The organism is Shewanella sp. MF05913 (assembly GCF_059758095.1).
Genome location: NZ_JCAYNT010000035.1, coordinates 1 through 14,911, shown reverse-complemented (window position 1 = coordinate 14,911; position 14,911 = coordinate 1). Strand labels below are relative to the sequence as shown.

Annotated in this window: 29 protein-coding genes; all 29 read right to left on the bottom strand. The window is 44.4% G+C overall.

The window, feature by feature from the left end:
- Positions 1 to 887 precede the first annotated feature (887 nt).
- On the bottom strand, positions 888 to 1,259 hold the full coding sequence (gene rplQ, locus AC19MV_RS22310) for a 50S ribosomal protein L17 (protein WP_498309982.1): 372 nt from the start codon (positions 1,257 to 1,259) through the stop codon (positions 888 to 890).
- A 40-nt stretch (positions 1,260 to 1,299) separates the two neighbouring features.
- Positions 1,300 to 2,289: a DNA-directed RNA polymerase subunit alpha gene (locus tag AC19MV_RS22305; protein WP_160056417.1), complete on the bottom strand. Its 990-nt coding sequence runs from the start codon at positions 2,287 to 2,289 to the stop codon at positions 1,300 to 1,302.
- A 24-nt stretch (positions 2,290 to 2,313) separates the two neighbouring features.
- Complete coding sequence (gene rpsD / locus AC19MV_RS22300; protein ID WP_432405849.1) at positions 2,314 to 2,934, bottom strand: 30S ribosomal protein S4; 621 nt, start codon at positions 2,932 to 2,934, stop codon at positions 2,314 to 2,316.
- 32 nt (positions 2,935 to 2,966) lie between these two features.
- The gene (rpsK, locus tag AC19MV_RS22295) at positions 2,967 to 3,359 is read right to left on the bottom strand and encodes a 30S ribosomal protein S11 (protein WP_011635661.1); all 393 of its coding nucleotides are present in this window, start codon (positions 3,357 to 3,359) and stop codon (positions 2,967 to 2,969) included.
- A gap of 17 nt (positions 3,360 to 3,376) precedes the next feature.
- On the bottom strand, positions 3,377 to 3,733 hold the full coding sequence (gene rpsM / locus AC19MV_RS22290; RefSeq protein ID WP_011635660.1) for a 30S ribosomal protein S13: 357 nt from the start codon (positions 3,731 to 3,733) through the stop codon (positions 3,377 to 3,379).
- 118 nt (positions 3,734 to 3,851) lie between these two features.
- Positions 3,852 to 3,965: a 50S ribosomal protein L36 gene (gene rpmJ / locus AC19MV_RS22285; RefSeq protein ID WP_006083579.1), complete on the bottom strand. Its 114-nt coding sequence runs from the start codon at positions 3,963 to 3,965 to the stop codon at positions 3,852 to 3,854.
- 23 nt (positions 3,966 to 3,988) lie between these two features.
- On the bottom strand, positions 3,989 to 5,329 hold the full coding sequence (gene secY, locus AC19MV_RS22280) for a preprotein translocase subunit SecY (RefSeq protein ID WP_188926897.1): 1,341 nt from the start codon (positions 5,327 to 5,329) through the stop codon (positions 3,989 to 3,991).
- A 7-nt stretch (positions 5,330 to 5,336) separates the two neighbouring features.
- A complete protein-coding gene (rplO, locus tag AC19MV_RS22275; protein ID WP_011635657.1) occupies positions 5,337 to 5,771 on the bottom strand; it encodes a 50S ribosomal protein L15 in 435 nt (144 codons plus the stop codon).
- Positions 5,772 to 5,775: 4 nt separating this feature from the next.
- Complete coding sequence (gene rpmD / locus AC19MV_RS22270) at positions 5,776 to 5,958, bottom strand: 50S ribosomal protein L30 (protein WP_137224586.1); 183 nt, start codon at positions 5,956 to 5,958, stop codon at positions 5,776 to 5,778.
- 6 nt (positions 5,959 to 5,964) lie between these two features.
- Positions 5,965 to 6,468, bottom strand: coding sequence for a 30S ribosomal protein S5 (gene rpsE, locus AC19MV_RS22265; RefSeq protein ID WP_011494651.1), 504 nt, complete (start codon positions 6,466 to 6,468; stop codon positions 5,965 to 5,967).
- A gap of 11 nt (positions 6,469 to 6,479) precedes the next feature.
- On the bottom strand, positions 6,480 to 6,830 hold the full coding sequence (gene rplR, locus AC19MV_RS22260; RefSeq protein WP_432405856.1) for a 50S ribosomal protein L18: 351 nt from the start codon (positions 6,828 to 6,830) through the stop codon (positions 6,480 to 6,482).
- A gap of 10 nt (positions 6,831 to 6,840) precedes the next feature.
- Complete coding sequence (rplF, locus tag AC19MV_RS22255) at positions 6,841 to 7,374, bottom strand: 50S ribosomal protein L6 (RefSeq protein WP_498299715.1); 534 nt, start codon at positions 7,372 to 7,374, stop codon at positions 6,841 to 6,843.
- A gap of 10 nt (positions 7,375 to 7,384) precedes the next feature.
- A complete protein-coding gene (rpsH, locus tag AC19MV_RS22250) occupies positions 7,385 to 7,777 on the bottom strand; it encodes a 30S ribosomal protein S8 (protein WP_432405866.1) in 393 nt (130 codons plus the stop codon).
- Between the two features lie 24 nt (positions 7,778 to 7,801).
- Positions 7,802 to 8,107 (bottom strand): 30S ribosomal protein S14, encoded by a 306-nt coding sequence (gene rpsN, locus AC19MV_RS22245; protein WP_432405868.1) that lies wholly within the window; start codon positions 8,105 to 8,107, stop codon positions 7,802 to 7,804.
- Positions 8,108 to 8,117: 10 nt separating this feature from the next.
- Positions 8,118 to 8,657 carry a 50S ribosomal protein L5 gene (gene rplE / locus AC19MV_RS22240; RefSeq protein WP_261299974.1) on the bottom strand — a complete coding sequence of 180 codons (540 nt, stop codon included), beginning with the start codon at positions 8,655 to 8,657 and terminating at the stop codon, positions 8,118 to 8,120.
- A gap of 13 nt (positions 8,658 to 8,670) precedes the next feature.
- Positions 8,671 to 8,985 carry a 50S ribosomal protein L24 gene (rplX, locus tag AC19MV_RS22235; RefSeq protein ID WP_432405872.1) on the bottom strand — a complete coding sequence of 105 codons (315 nt, stop codon included), beginning with the start codon at positions 8,983 to 8,985 and terminating at the stop codon, positions 8,671 to 8,673.
- Between the two features lie 11 nt (positions 8,986 to 8,996).
- A complete protein-coding gene (rplN, locus tag AC19MV_RS22230; RefSeq protein ID WP_011635649.1) occupies positions 8,997 to 9,365 on the bottom strand; it encodes a 50S ribosomal protein L14 in 369 nt (122 codons plus the stop codon).
- Positions 9,366 to 9,543: 178 nt separating this feature from the next.
- The gene (rpsQ, locus tag AC19MV_RS22225; protein WP_432405876.1) at positions 9,544 to 9,792 is read right to left on the bottom strand and encodes a 30S ribosomal protein S17; all 249 of its coding nucleotides are present in this window, start codon (positions 9,790 to 9,792) and stop codon (positions 9,544 to 9,546) included.
- Positions 9,792 to 9,983 (bottom strand): 50S ribosomal protein L29, encoded by a 192-nt coding sequence (gene rpmC, locus AC19MV_RS22220; RefSeq protein WP_006083592.1) that lies wholly within the window; start codon positions 9,981 to 9,983, stop codon positions 9,792 to 9,794. Before rpmC ends, rpsQ begins: the two co-directional genes overlap by 1 nt.
- Positions 9,983 to 10,393, bottom strand: a complete 411-nt coding sequence (gene rplP / locus AC19MV_RS22215; RefSeq protein WP_188959293.1) for a 50S ribosomal protein L16 — start codon at positions 10,391 to 10,393, stop codon at positions 9,983 to 9,985. The genes rpmC and rplP overlap by 1 nt, the downstream gene beginning before the upstream one ends.
- Before the next feature lie 11 nt (positions 10,394 to 10,404).
- Positions 10,405 to 11,094 carry a 30S ribosomal protein S3 gene (rpsC, locus tag AC19MV_RS22210; protein WP_432405883.1) on the bottom strand — a complete coding sequence of 230 codons (690 nt, stop codon included), beginning with the start codon at positions 11,092 to 11,094 and terminating at the stop codon, positions 10,405 to 10,407.
- Between the two features lie 12 nt (positions 11,095 to 11,106).
- The gene (gene rplV / locus AC19MV_RS22205) at positions 11,107 to 11,439 is read right to left on the bottom strand and encodes a 50S ribosomal protein L22 (protein ID WP_011635644.1); all 333 of its coding nucleotides are present in this window, start codon (positions 11,437 to 11,439) and stop codon (positions 11,107 to 11,109) included.
- Positions 11,440 to 11,454: 15 nt separating this feature from the next.
- A complete protein-coding gene (gene rpsS / locus AC19MV_RS22200; protein ID WP_006083596.1) occupies positions 11,455 to 11,733 on the bottom strand; it encodes a 30S ribosomal protein S19 in 279 nt (92 codons plus the stop codon).
- A 15-nt stretch (positions 11,734 to 11,748) separates the two neighbouring features.
- Complete coding sequence (gene rplB / locus AC19MV_RS22195; protein ID WP_188959288.1) at positions 11,749 to 12,573, bottom strand: 50S ribosomal protein L2; 825 nt, start codon at positions 12,571 to 12,573, stop codon at positions 11,749 to 11,751.
- 16 nt (positions 12,574 to 12,589) lie between these two features.
- Complete coding sequence (gene rplW, locus AC19MV_RS22190; protein ID WP_498309981.1) at positions 12,590 to 12,892, bottom strand: 50S ribosomal protein L23; 303 nt, start codon at positions 12,890 to 12,892, stop codon at positions 12,590 to 12,592.
- A complete protein-coding gene (gene rplD / locus AC19MV_RS22185; protein ID WP_160056445.1) occupies positions 12,889 to 13,494 on the bottom strand; it encodes a 50S ribosomal protein L4 in 606 nt (201 codons plus the stop codon). The genes rplW and rplD overlap by 4 nt, the downstream gene beginning before the upstream one ends.
- A gap of 16 nt (positions 13,495 to 13,510) precedes the next feature.
- Entirely contained in the window at positions 13,511 to 14,149 is a 639-nt protein-coding gene (gene rplC, locus AC19MV_RS22180) for a 50S ribosomal protein L3 (protein WP_188959286.1), read from the bottom strand.
- A 27-nt stretch (positions 14,150 to 14,176) separates the two neighbouring features.
- Positions 14,177 to 14,488 carry a 30S ribosomal protein S10 gene (rpsJ, locus tag AC19MV_RS22175; protein ID WP_011635639.1) on the bottom strand — a complete coding sequence of 104 codons (312 nt, stop codon included), beginning with the start codon at positions 14,486 to 14,488 and terminating at the stop codon, positions 14,177 to 14,179.
- A 355-nt stretch (positions 14,489 to 14,843) separates the two neighbouring features.
- On the bottom strand, positions 14,844 to 14,911 hold a 68-nt coding region (locus tag AC19MV_RS22170), incomplete at its 5' end, for an EF-Tu C-terminal domain-related protein (RefSeq protein ID WP_199734358.1).

Below are 14,911 nucleotides of genomic sequence, written 5' to 3'. Positions count from 1 at the left end.
TTGAAGTAGCATCTGCCACTGAGTAGTTGTTCTGTATGTTTTCATCACCTGCTCCAAATTTATCATTAAGCAGGTATTTTTAGACAATCAGAGCATCGATGCTAGGTGTACTTTGCTAGACGCATACAAAAGAAACATCAAAATATCTAATAGAGATTAGGCAGTCATGGAGTATAAAAATCATCGAAATTAAAGCTTAAGAAAACTCGTTTAATGGTTCTAGCTTGTGATAAAGCGTGATTTTTCTGGTAAAAAAAAACTAAAATTAACTTTAAAAATTAGCTATCAAAATTAGCTAAACCTGGTCATGGAACCAACATGGCAGTAATCTGTAACAATAGTAAAGACGAGTGCTATAAATCATGCCCCATATACAAGCACCTATATACTATGACTATGGTAATGGGTTCTGCTACTGCTAGAACAATAACAAGATTGATGCGCAACAGAATTAAGGTTTGTTTTATACCAATCCGCATTAATAAGTCACCACTCAGAATGCGTCCTGCGCTTATTGATTAAGGCGTGGCTACATCGTAATTGTTCCCATTTCGAATAGCGAGCACACATAACAAAAAGATACTGTAAGATTCCTTTCTGTCGAGTTTTAAAAGGCTTAGACCGCGGTGTATGGCATAGAAAGAAGACGACTACCCATTCACTCATACGCCTTGTTTAAGCTCTTTTAAACTATCACTGAGTCATCACTTATCAAAGCGGAATAGGATTTAATAAAATTGAAACAAAACTATGTATGAAGGGGTTCTGGCTGTGGTTGAAATATAAGTCATCAAAGATAAAACCAAGATTGTGAATTACATTTCAGGAAGAAAATGTAGGTATAAAAAAACCGAGCCTAAGCTCGGTTTTTAGTTGAGTAATTAAAATTACTCAGCAGCTTCAGGGCGACCTACTAACTCGATGTAAGCCATTGGGGCTTTATCACCGGCACGTAGGCCACACTTAAGAATACGGGTGTAACCGCCAGGACGATCCTGGAAGCGTGGACCCAATTCAGTAAATAACTTACCTACAACTTCAGCGTCGCGGGTACGAGCGAAAGCTAAACGGCGATTTGCAACGCTGTCAACTTTAGCAAGTGTTATTAGAGGTTCAACTACGCGACGCAGTTCTTTCGCTTTAACAGTAGTTGTCTTGATAATCTCATGACGAACTATTGAACAAGCCATGTTACGAAACATAGCTTGACGATGACTGCTGTTGCGGTTTAGTTGACGACCACTCTTACGATGGCGCATGACCTAATCCTTATAACCTAAATCTGTACTAACCTGAGACTTATAGGTCGTCTGCTAAACTAGCTGGAGGCCAGTTTTCAAGACGCATACCTAACGACAGTCCGCGAGACGCTAAAACATCCTTAATTTCCGTAAGAGACTTCTTACCTAAGTTAGGGGTCTTAAGCAACTCAACTTCAGTGCGTTGTACCAGATCTCCGATGTAATGAATCGCTTCGGCTTTTAAACAGTTAGCCGAACGTACAGTTAGCTCTAAATCGTCGACAGGACGCAGCAAAATCGGATCAAACTCCGGTTTCTCTTCTACAACAGCCTGCTCAGTAACATCACGTAATTCAACAAACGCATCTAGCTGTTCAGCTAAAATAGTTGCAGAACGACGAATTGCTTCCTCAGGATCAATAGTACCATTAGTGGTCATATCAATCACAAGTTTATCTAAGTCAGTACGCTGTTCTACACGAGCAGCTTCAACATTATAAGCAATGCGAGCTACAGGTGAGAATGAAGCATCAACCAACAGGCGACCAATTGGGCGATCGTCGTCTTCAGTTTGTGCACGAGCCGAAGCTGGCACATAACCACGACCACGCTCAACGCGGATACGCATGCTGATATCATTATTACCGGTCAAGTGACAGATAACATGATCAGGATTCATAATGGTAACATCACCATCATGTGTGATATCTGCTGCTGTAACAGGGCCTGTGCCGGACTTGCTTAATGTAAGCAAAGCCTCGTCTTTACCCTCGATAGTCACTGCTAATCCCTTAAGATTAAGCAATATCTCAAGGATATCTTCTTGTACGCCTTCCTTACTGCTGTACTCATGCAGTACTCCGTCAATTTCGACTTCAGTAACTGCACAGCCTGGCATAGACGACAATAGGATGCGACGCAACGCGTTACCTAAGGTATGGCCAAAACCACGTTCGAGTGGCTCTAGTGTAACTTTGGCGCGAGTTGAATTAACCTGCTCAATATCAACGAGACGCGGTTTAAGAAATTCTGTAACAGAACCCTGCATTGTGTCCTCTCTTGTTTGTTAGCTTTACTTAGAGTAAAGCTCGACGATCAGCTGTTCGTTAATATCCGCAGACAAATCGCTACGTTCTGGAACGCGCTTGAAAGCACCTTCCATTTTCGCATTGTCGACTTCTACCCATGTAGGCTTCTCGCGTTGACCAGCCACTTCTAAAGCCGCTTTAATACGAGCTTGAGTACGTGACTTTTCACGGATGCTTACAACATCATTCGCAGACACTTTGAATGACGGAATGTTAACAACACGACCGTTAACCATAACAGATTTATGGCTTACTAGCTGACGTGATTCTGCACGAGTAGAACCGAAACCCATACGATAAACGACGTTATCTAGGCGGACTTCTAAAAGTTGTAATAGGTTTTCACCAGTATTACCTTTTAGACGTGCAGCTTCTTTATAGTAGTTACGGAATTGCTTTTCTAACACACCGTAAATACGACGAACTTTTTGTTTCTCGCGTAGCTGTAAACCGTACTCAGACAAACGTGGCTTACGTGCGCCATGTTGTCCTGGTGCAGCTTCAAGCTTACACTTCGAATCGATTGCTCTCACACCGCTTTTTAGGAAAAGGTCTGTACCTTCTCTGCGGCTGAGCTTGAGCTTAGGACCCAAGTATCTTGCCATGATCTTTCTCCAACTATCCTATATACGCAGTGTTATACACGACGTTTTTTAGGTGGACGACAGCCATTATGAGGGATAGGCGTCACATCGGTAATGTTAGTTATTTTATAACCAACAGCGTTCAGCGCACGAATGGCTGATTCACGACCTGGACCTGGACCCTTCACGAAAACTTCAAGGTTTTTAACACCGTAGTCTTGAGCAGCAATACCTGCACGCTCAGCAGCTACCTGTGCAGCGAATGGTGTTGATTTACGTGAACCACGGAAACCAGAACCACCTGAGGTAGCCCATGACAACGCATTACCTTGACGATCTGTAATGGTGACAATTGTGTTGTTGAAAGAAGCATGGATATGAGCCATGCCATCTGCAACCTGTTTACGTACGCGCTTACGCGGAGAACGTGACGGAACTTTAGCCATTTTGGTTTACCTTCCCGTTACTTTCTTATTGGTTTACGTGGACCTTTACGCGTACGCGCATTGGTCTTAGTACGTTGCCCACGAAGAGGCAGGCTACGACGATGGCGGAGACCACGATAACAACCAAGGTCCATAAGACGTTTGATGTTCATTGAAATCTCACGACGCAAGTCACCTTCTACAGTGTATTTGGCGACTTCTTCGCGTAGGATATCTATTTGAGCTTCGCTCAATTCCTTGATCTTAGCGTCTTCAGCAATTGAAGTAGATGCGCAGATTGCTCTAGCGCGTGTACGTCCAATACCAAAGATTGCAGTCAATGCAATGACTGTATGCTTTTGATCAGGAATGTTAATGCCAGCGATACGGGCCACTATGCACTCCTTAAAGTTAAAGGCCATCTGCGAAAAGCCCGAAAGGATACTCGACAGACGACAGATTTGCAAACAATATTTTTAGTCAGCCCATTATTGAGCTGACCAAAATTCTTTCTTAGCCTTGACGCTGTTTGTGTTTTGGTTCAACACAGATAACGCGAACAACGCCACTACGCTTGACGATCTTGCAATTACGGCAGATCTTCTTCACGGAAGCTCGAACTTTCATTTCATCACTCCGTCAAAGTAATCTTATTTACCAAAGCGATCTAAGTTCGCTTTGTTCACAAGATTAGCTTTCTTCATCACAGACTCATACTGATGAGACATCATATGGGTCTGAACCTGAGCCATGAAGTCCATGATTACGACTACAATAATTAGTAGTGAAGTACCGCCAAAATAGAACTGTACTTTCCACGCAATTAACATGAACTCCGGAATTAAGCAGATAAAGGTAATGTACAACGCACCCGCTAAGGTTAAGCGTGTCATGACTTTATCTATGTAACGCGAAGTCTGTTCTCCGGGACGGATCCCAGGAATGAATGCACCACTCTTTTTCAGATTATCCGCTGTTTCGCGTGGATTGAAAACCAACGCAGTATAGAAGAAACAGAAAAAGATGATTGCTGTCGCGTACAATAATGAATACAGCGGTTGCCCAGGGGACACAGCTAAAGCGAAATCGCTTAACCATGACATAGACTCATTTTGACCAAACCACTGAGCCAGTGTGCCTGGAAACAAAATAATGCTGGATGCAAAAATTGGTGGAATCACACCTGCCATGTTCACTTTTAATGGTAAGTGAGTGCTTTGCGCTGCAAAAACCTTTCGGCCTTGTTGGCGTTTAGCGTAGTTAACGACGATACGACGTTGACCACGTTCCACAAATACCACTAAATAAGTTACAGCAAATACGATTACCGCGAGCAACAGTAGTACTAATACATTCATGTCACCTTGACGAGCTTGCTCGGCTGTTGAGCCGATAGCCGATGGTAAACCTGCAACAATACCTGCGAAAATTAAAATCGAGATACCATTACCAATACCACGTTCGGTAATTTGTTCGCCTAGCCACATTAGGAACATCGTTCCAGTAACTAAACTGACAACAGCAACAAAGTAGAAACCAAATCCAGGATTGGCAACAAGGCCAGGCATGAGATTTGGTAAACCCGTTGCAATACCGATAGATTGCAATGTACCCAACACAAGTGTGCCATATCGAGTATATTGACTGATTTTTTTACGCCCTGATTCGCCTTCTTTTTTCAATTCAGCTAGTGCAGGATGCACAACAGTCAATAACTGCATGATAATAGATGCCGAAATATACGGCATTATACCTAATGCGAAGATAGAAGCACGCTCTAAAGCACCACCCGAGAACATGTTAAACATGCCAAGGATGGTATCTTTCTGCTGAGCAAAAAGCTCTGCTAATACAGCTGCGTCAATACCAGGAATTGGCACGAACGAACCGGCTCTAAAGACGATAATCGCACCAATCACGAACAGAAGACGAGTTTTCAGTTCAGAGAAACCGCCTTTCGCGCTTTTTAAATCAAGTCCTGGTTTTGCCATCGACGTATTATTCCTCGATCTTGCCACCGGCAGCTTCAATAGCTGCACGAGCACCTTTGGTTACCTTTAGACCTTTTACAGTCACTGGGCGGTCAATGGTACCTGAAAGAACGATTTTCGCAAACTGGATGTTGCGAGTAATAACGTTCGCATCTTTCAGTGCATTCAAATCGACAACATCACCGTTAACTTTTGCTAGTTCGAGTAAACGAACTTCAGCTGTTACCAAAGCGCGACGCGAGGTAAAACCAAACTTAGGTAGACGGATCTTAAGCGGCATTTGACCACCTTCAAAACCGACGCGAACGCCGCCGCCTGAACGAGACTTCTGACCTTTATGGCCGCGCCCCGCTGTTTTACCTAAACCTGAACCAATACCACGGCCTACACGCTTAGGAGCAGATTTAGAACCTGCTGCTGGAGATAGAGTATTTAGACGCATTATCTTATTCCTCCACCGAAACCATGTAGTACACCTTATTGATCATACCGCGAACTGAAGGAGTATCTTCAACTTCAACAGTGTGACCAATACGACGCAGACCTAAACCGGTTAGGGTAGCACGGTGTTTTGGTAAACGACCGATGCTGCTTTTAGTCTGTGTTACTTTTAAAGTTTTAGTAGCCATGGTGCATTACCCCCGAATTTCATCAACATTCAGGCCACGTTTTGCTGCGATTTGAGCTGGTGACTTCATGTGCACCAACGCATCGACAGTTGCGCGAACGATGTTGATCGGGTTAGTAGAACCGTATGCTTTTGACAGAACGTTATGAACGCCTGCAACTTCTAATACGGCACGCATTGCGCCACCGGCAATAATACCGGTACCCTGTGATGCTGGTTGCATATAAACTTTTGAACCAGTATGGCGACCTTTAACTGGGTGATGCAAAGTACCTGCATTCAACTCCACGGTTACCATGTTACGACGGGCTTTTTCCATTGCTTTTTGAATAGCAGCTGGAACTTCACGCGCTTTTCCATAGCCATAGCCGATCTTACCGTTACCGTCACCCACTACTGTTAGTGCTGTGAAGCTAAAGATACGACCGCCCTTAACGACTTTAGAAACACGATTAACTGCAATCAATTTCTCTTGCAGATCGTCTTTTTGCTGAGCTTCTAATTTAGCCATTTTATAACCCCTTAGAATTTCAGGCCAGCTTCACGAGCGGCATCTGCAAGAGCAGCTACACGGCCATGATACTTGAATCCAGAACGGTCGAACGCAACAATAGCTACGCCCTTCTCGATCGCACGCTCAGCAACAGTTTTACCCACTGCTTTGGCCGCATCTACGTTTCCGGTACTCTTTAGTTGCTCTTTAACTGTTTTTTCAACAGTTGACGCAGCAGCTAACACCTTAAATTCAGGACTGATCACCTGAGCATAGATGTGACGCGGTGTACGATGTACAACCAGACGGTTCACGCCTAGCTCTTGGATCTTCTTACGTGCACGTAACGCGCGACGTAAGCGAGATGTTTTCTTATCCATATCGCGTTACCTACTTCTTCTTAGCCTCTTTACGGCGTACAACTTCGTCGTCATAGCGAACACCTTTGCCTTTGTAAGGCTCTGGTGGACGATAGCCACGAATGTTGGCTGCAGTTTGACCTACTAACTGTTTATCAACGCCTGTTAGGACGATTTCAGTTTGACTAGGACATTCAGCAGTTACGCCTGCGGGAAGTTTGTGTACTAATGGATGTGAAAAACCTAATGTCAGGTCTAAGTCGCTACCAGCAATCTTTGCACGGTAACCAACGCCAACCAATTTAAGTTTTCTCACAAAACCTTGAGATACACCAACAATCATATTGTTTACTAGTGCACGAGTAGTACCAGCCTGTGCCCAAGCGTCAGAAACGCCTTCAACAGGTAGGAACTTTATTTGTGCATCTTCAATAACAACATTAACCGCATTATTGATTACTCGAGTCAGACTTCCTTTACCGCCTTTAACGGTTAAAGTCTGTTCGCTTATAGTCACCTCTACGCCAGCAGGGATAGTGACTGGTGCCTTTGCAACACGAGACATTACTAACTCCTTACGCTACGTAGCAGATAACCTCGCCACCCGAGCCAAATTGGCGGGCGGCACGATCAGTCATCAAGCCTTGAGAAGTGGACACAATTGCGATACCCAGACCGCCCATAACCTTTGGAAGTTCGTCTTTACCTTTGTAAATACGAAGACCAGGACGGCTTACGCGCTGGATAGTCTCAACGACTGGTTTGCCTTGAAAATACTTTAATGTAATTTCTAATTCAGGCTTAGCTTCATCTGCTACGGCGTAGTCAGTAATGAAACCTTCATCTTTAAGTAATTTCGCGATTGCTACTTTTAACTTAGCTGAAGGCATCTTTACAGATACGTGGTTAGCAGCTTGGCCGTTACGAATACGGGTTAACATATCCGCAATAGGATCTTGCATGCTCATATTAGCTTACTCCGTGACAAGTGCTTACCAGCTGGCCTTACGTAGACCAGGAACTTCACCGCGCATAGTTGCTTCACGTAATTTAATACGGCTTAAGCCGAATTTACGTAAAACGCCATGTGGGCGACCAGTTTGATTACAGCGATTGCGTTGACGCGATGCGCTTGAATCACGTGGTAGTGCTTGCAACTTAAGCACAGCATCCCAACGATCTTCGTCAGAAGACTCTGGGTTACTGATAGTAGCTTTAAGTGCTAGACGCTTCTCAGCGAACTTAGCTACGAGCTGCGCACGTTTTGCTTCACGTGCTTTCATAGATGTTTTAGCCATTATGCTACCCTTATTTCTTAAATGGGAAGTTAAAAGCGGTCAACAAAGCACGACCTTCTTCGTCATTCTTCGCAGTGGTAGTGATAACAATATCCATACCGCGAATTTTATCGATTTTATCGTAATCGATTTCTGGGAAGATGATCTGCTCTTTCACACCCATTGCGTAGTTACCACGGCCGTCAAACGCTTTAGCGCTTAAGCCACGGAAGTCACGAATACGTGGAATTGCAATGTCAACTAGACGCTCTAAAAATTCCCACATACGCTCACCGCGTAGGGTAACTTTACAGCCAATAGGGTAGCCTTCACGGATTTTAAAACCAGCAACTGATTTACGAGCAACAGTTACAATTGGTTTTTGACCAGCGATTGCAGTCATGTCACGAAGCGCATGCTCCATAACTTTCTTATCTGCAACAGCTTCGCCAACACCCATATTAAGGGTGATTTTCTCAATCCGAGGGACTTGCATGACACTGCTATAACCGAACTTTTTAGCTAGTTCAGCGACCACAGTCTCTTGATATTTATCATGCAGTTTCGCCATCGTTTACTCCAAATTACTTAACGAGTTCGCTGTTCGACTTAAAGAAACGGACTTTTTTACCGTCTTCAAATCGGAAACCAACACGATCCGCCTTGCCTGTGGCTTGGTTAAAGATCGCAACGTTTGATGCTTGTATCGGTGCTTCTTTCTCGATAACGCCGCCAGTCACGCCCAATTGTGGGTTTGGCTTCTGGTGCTTTTTAACTAGATTGATGCCTTCAACAATTAATTTACCAGTAGGTAGAACTTGAGAAACCTTAGCGCGTTTACCCTTGTCTTTACCTGCTAATATTACTACTTCGTCTTCACGACGGATTTTAGCTGCCATTTTGAAGCTCCTTACAGTACTTCTGGTGCCAGCGAGACAATTTTCATGAATTTATCATTACGCAATTCACGTGTCACTGGGCCAAAGATACGAGTACCAATCGGTGCAAGGTTTGCGTTAAGCAATACCGCTGCATTCCGATCGAAGCGAATGACAGAACCGTCTGGACGACGTACGCCTTTCTTAGTACGGACTACCACCGCGTTATATACATCACCTTTCTTCGCTTTAGCGCGAGGAATTGCTTCTTTAACAGAAACTTTAATGATGTCGCCGATACCGGCATAACGACGATGAGAGCCACCCAAGACCTTAATACACTGAACTCTGCGTGCGCCGCTGTTACATGCGACGTCTAGAGTCGATTGCATTTGGATCATTTCAAGTGCTCCGCTATCGTTACTACACAATCCCACTATGGGAGTATATTTTGAACCAAATTTAAGCAATAATTTACTCAAAAATGGCGCGCAAGTATAACACCACATTTTACGAATGCATAGCAAAAAAAACAAACGGCCCCAAATTCTGGAGCCGTTTACGTTATCCTAATAAAAATTAGGCTTTTGTTACTACTTCAGCTAGTGTCCAAGACTTAGTCTTAGATAGAGGACGACACTGACTAATTGTCACGATGTCACCTTCATTACACTGATTAGTTTCGTCATGTGCATGGATCTTAGTTGTACGCTTAATGTACTTCCCATAAATAGGGTGTTTCACTTGGCGTTCAATAGCAACAGTGATAGATTTTTCCATCTTGTTGCTTACAACTTTACCTTGCAAAGTACGGGTTTTATCAGACATTACGCACCTGCCTTAGAAGTAATAATGGTCTTAACACGTGCAATGTTACGACGCACTAGTTTCAATTGATTCGTTTGAGTCAATTGACCAGTAGCGTGTTGCATACGCAGGTTAAACTGCTCACGCAGCAGACCAAGTAATTCAGCGTTAAGTTCTTCAACGCTCTTTTCTCTTAGTTCGCTCGCTTTCATTACATCACCGTCTTAGTTACGAAGGTAGTCTTTAAAGGAAGTTTGGCAGAAGCCAAAGCGAAGGCTTCACGAGCCAAAGCTTCAGGTACACCACCCATCTCATAAAGAACCTTACCAGGTTGAATCTGACATACCCAGTATTCAACGTTACCTTTACCTTTACCCATACGCACTTCAAGAGGCTTAGAGGTAATTGGCTTGTCAGGGAAAACTCGAATCCAAATTTGTCCTTGACGTTTAACATGACGTGTCATGGCACGACGTGCAGATTCAATTTGACGTGCAGTTAAACGGCCACGGCCGACTGCTTTCAAACCGAAAGTACCAAAGCTAACTTCAGTACCGTTCGCTAGACCACGGTTGCGGCCCTTGAACATCTTGCGAAACTTCATACGTTTAGGTTGCAGCATAAAAGTTTCTCCTATTTACCACGAGGCTTACGCTTAGGTTGCTGCTTTGGCTCTTCAATAGCAGGTATTAAACCGTCTAGAACTTCGCCTTTGAAGATCCAAACTTTAATACCAATCACACCATATTGCGTGTGACTTTCTGCAGTTGAGTAGTCGATATCAGCACGTAATGTATGTAAAGGTACACGACCTTCACGATACCATTCAGCACGTGCGATTTCAGCGCCACCTAAACGGCCGCTCACTTGAACTTTGATACCTTGAGCACCAATGCGCATTGCGTTTTGAACTGCGCGCTTCATAGCACGACGGAACATAACACGACGTTCTAATTGCTGAGCAATAGAGTCAGCAACTAACTTAGCGTCTAATTCAGGTTTACGGATTTCAGCGATGTTGATTTGAGCAGTAGTGCCTGTGATTTTAGACACATGTGCACGTAATACTTCAACGTCTTCACCTTTCTTACCAATCACAACACCTGGACGGGCAGTGTGAATCGTAACGCGGATGCTTTTCGCTGGGCGTTCGATAACAATCTTAGATACTGATGCGGCTTTTAACTTTGCAGTTAAATATTGACGCACTTCCCAGTCGCTGTTCAGATTATTTGCATAATCTGATTTATCGGCGTACCAGGTAGAGATCCAAGGCTTGGTGATACCCAGACGGATACCATTAGGATGTACTTTCTGTCCCATTGCTCTCTTCTCCTAGCGATCTGCTACAACCACAGTGATGTGGCTGGTACGCTTCATGATACGATCAGCGCGGCCTTTGGCACGTGGCATGATACGCTTCATTGTTGGGCCTTCATCTACGAAGACGGCTCCAACTTTAAGCTCATCAATATCCGCACCTTCGTTGTGTTCGGCGTTTGCGATAGCTGAGTCAAGTACTTTCTTAACCAGTACGGCGGCTTTCTTTGGGCTGAACGTCAAAATCTCGAGGGCCTTAGAAACTGGCAATCCACGAATCTGATCAGCAACTAGACGGGCCTTCTGCGCAGACGTACGAGCAAAACGATGTTTAGCTAAAACTTCCATCTTATTCCTCCCGTATTAACGCTTCTTCGCTTTCTTATCTGCAGCATGGCCGCGATAAGTGCGAGTTGGTGAAAATTCACCAAGCTTGTGGCCGATCATCTCGTCAGTTACGAACACAGGTACGTGCTGACGACCATTATGGACAGCGATGGTCAACCCAATCATATTAGGGATGATCATTGAGCGGCGAGACCAAGTTTTAATTGGCTTTTTATCTCCCGCTTCCATCGCTTTCTCTACCTTCTTCAGCAAGTGCAGGTCAATGAAGGGACCTTTCTTGAGAGAACGTGGCATGGCGAATCCTCTTACTTATTTATTACGACGACGTACGATGTACTTGTCAGTGCGCTTGTTACTACGAGTTTTATAACCCTTAGTTGGCACACCCCATGGACTCACTGGATGACGTCCACCAGAAGTACGGCCTTCACCACCACCATGTGGATGGTCTACTGGGTTCATTGCAACACCACGCACTGTAGGGCGTATGCCTCTCCAGCGCTTAGCACCTGCTTTGCCTAACTGGCGTAGCATGTGTTCGGCATTACCAACTTCACCAAATGTCGCGCGGCAATCTACTGGAACTTTACGCATTTCGCCAGAGCGAAGACGTAGAGTTGCGTAGGCACCATCACGAGCAACAACTTGTACATAAGCACCAGCTGAACGTGCGATCTGAGCGCCTTTACCAGGCTTCATTTCAACAGCGTGTACAACTGAACCGACAGGAATGTTGCGTAACGGCATAGCGTTACCAGTCTTGATTTCTGCATCCAAACCAGATTTGATTGGGTCGCCAGCTTTCATGCCTTTAGCAGCAAGAATATAACGACGTTCACCATCTGCATACAGTACTAACGCAATGTGCGCTGTACGGTTTGGATCGTATTCAAGACGTTCAACTTTCGCAGGGATACCATCTTTATCGCGTTTAAAGTCGATTAAACGATAGTGCTGCTTATGTCCACCACCTACGTGGCGTACAGTGATACGACCAGTATTGTTACGGCCACCACTTTTGGTTTTTCTCGCCAACAGGCCAGCAAAAGGTTTACCCTTATGCAGGTCCGTATTCACCACTTTAACTACGTGGCGACGACCTGGAGAGGTTGGCTTACACTTAATAACTGCCATGATAATTCTCCTATGCTTACTCAGCGCCGCCGACGAAATCGATGTCAGCACCCGCAACTAAAGTTACATAAGCTTTTTTCCAATCGCTACGACGACCTACACGGCCACCGGTACGTTTGGTTTTGCCTTTGTTAACTAAAGTACGAACTGAATCTACTTCAACTTCAAATAGCTTCGCTACTGCAGCTTTGATCTCTGCTTTAGTCGCATCGATTGCTACGCGGAAAACTACAGTGTTGTTCTTCTCAGCGACTACAGTACTCTTTTCAGAGATATGTGGTGCTAGAATCACTTTTAGCAAACGTTCTTCGCGGATCATGCTAGCATCTCCTCGATTTGCTTCACTGCATCAGCAGTAACAAGAACAGTGTTGAACGCAATTAGACTAACTGGGTCTAGACCCGCTACGTCACGTACGTCAACTTTGTATAAGTTGCGAGCTGCTAAGAATAAATTCTCATCAACTTCAGCTGTAACAATTAGAACGTCTTCTAAGTTCATTGCTGCTAATTTAGCTTTAAGCTCTTTAGTTTTAGGAGCTTCAACACTAAATGATTCAACAACAACTAAACGCTCTTGACGTACCAATTCAGACAGAATGCTCTTAAGAGCACCACGGTACATCTTCTTGTTAACTTTTTGGCTGTGATCTTGGGTTTTAGCAGCGAATGTTACGCCACCGCCACGCCAGATTGGGCCTTTAACACTACCGGCACGAGCGCGGCCTGTGCCTTTCTGGCGCCATGGTTTTTTACCAGAGCCAGTTACTTCCGCACGAGTCTTTTGAGCACGAGTGCCCTGACGTGCGTTTGCAGCGTAAGCTACAACTACCTGATGAACCAGTGCCTCGTTAAAGTCACGGCCGAAGGTAGTTTCGGAAACTTCAAGAGCGCTTTGCGCGTCTTTCAATACCAATTCCATTACTATCTCCTCAGACCTAAGCTTTAACTGCAGGCTTAATGATTAGATCACCATTGGTAGCGCCTGGAACTGCGCCGCGTACTAATAACAAGTTACGCTCTGCATCAACACGTACAACGTGTAGATTTTGAGTAGTTACTTGCTCAGCACCCATATGACCTGACATTTTTTTGCCTTTGAATACACGACCAGGCGTTTGGTTCTGACCAATAGAACCGTTCGCGCGGTGCGCCAATGAGTTACCGTGAGTCGCATCTTGAGTACGGAAGTTCCAGCGTTTAATACCGCCTTGGAAGCCCTTACCTTTTGATTGACCAGTAACATCTACTTTCACAACTTCTGCGAAAATATCAACATTAAGCTCAGCACCAACTTCAATGCCTTCGCCTTCACCATCTGCTAAACGCAATTCCCATAAACCACGACCGGCTTCTACGCCGCCCTTGGCAAAATGACCTGCTTCTGCTTTGGTGATGCGATTGGCTTTTTTGGTACCAGTAGTCACTTGAAGTGCGCGGTAGCCGTCAGTTTCTAAAGTTTTCACTTGAGTAACGCGGTTGCCAGCAATTTCAATTACTGTTACAGGGATTGACGTACCATCTTCTGTGAAGATGCGAGTCATACCCACTTTACGACCAATAAGACCGATAGCCATCTCTCAAACCTCTTCTAAGGATCTCAATTAACCTAAGCTAATCTGAACGTCGACACCAGCCGCAAGATCTAAACGCATTAATGCGTCTACAGTCTTTTCTGTTGGCTCTACGATGTCAACTAAACGCTTGTGGGTACGAATTTCGTACTGATCACGTGCATCTTTATTAACGTGCGGAGAGATCAAAACGGTATAACGCTCTTTGCGTGTTGGTAGTGGAATAGGACCACGTACCTGCGCGCCTGTACGCTTAGCAGTTTCAACGATTTCCGCTGTAGACTGATCAATCAAACGATGATCAAAGCCTTTCAAGCGGATACGGATTCTTTGGTTCTGCATTGACCAGAGCTCCTAAAATGGACACATAAAAAATCACCCTCTAGCTTTTTCCTTTCTGGAAAAGCAGAGCGAGATGATTTAACCGTTCGACTCCCAATCGGAGTCGCTATGAATATGAATAACCTAAAAGGTTAAACAAATATTTTCGCTGCACATGTCAGCGAGAGGGCAATTATACAGATCTTCTATTGGAGATCAAGCCCATTGTGTAAATAGTCTTCAGAAAGTCTTTTCACAATCAATTGCGGCGCATTTTACACAATTTATGCGTTTATGCTAGCAGATTGTCTGATTTATTCCTAAAAACAAAAAAGGAAGCCGAAGCTTCCTTTTTCAGTGTTCACTAAAGTCGCTATTACGCGATGATTTTAGCTACTACACCAGCACCAACTGTACGGCCACCTTCACGGATAGCGAAACGTA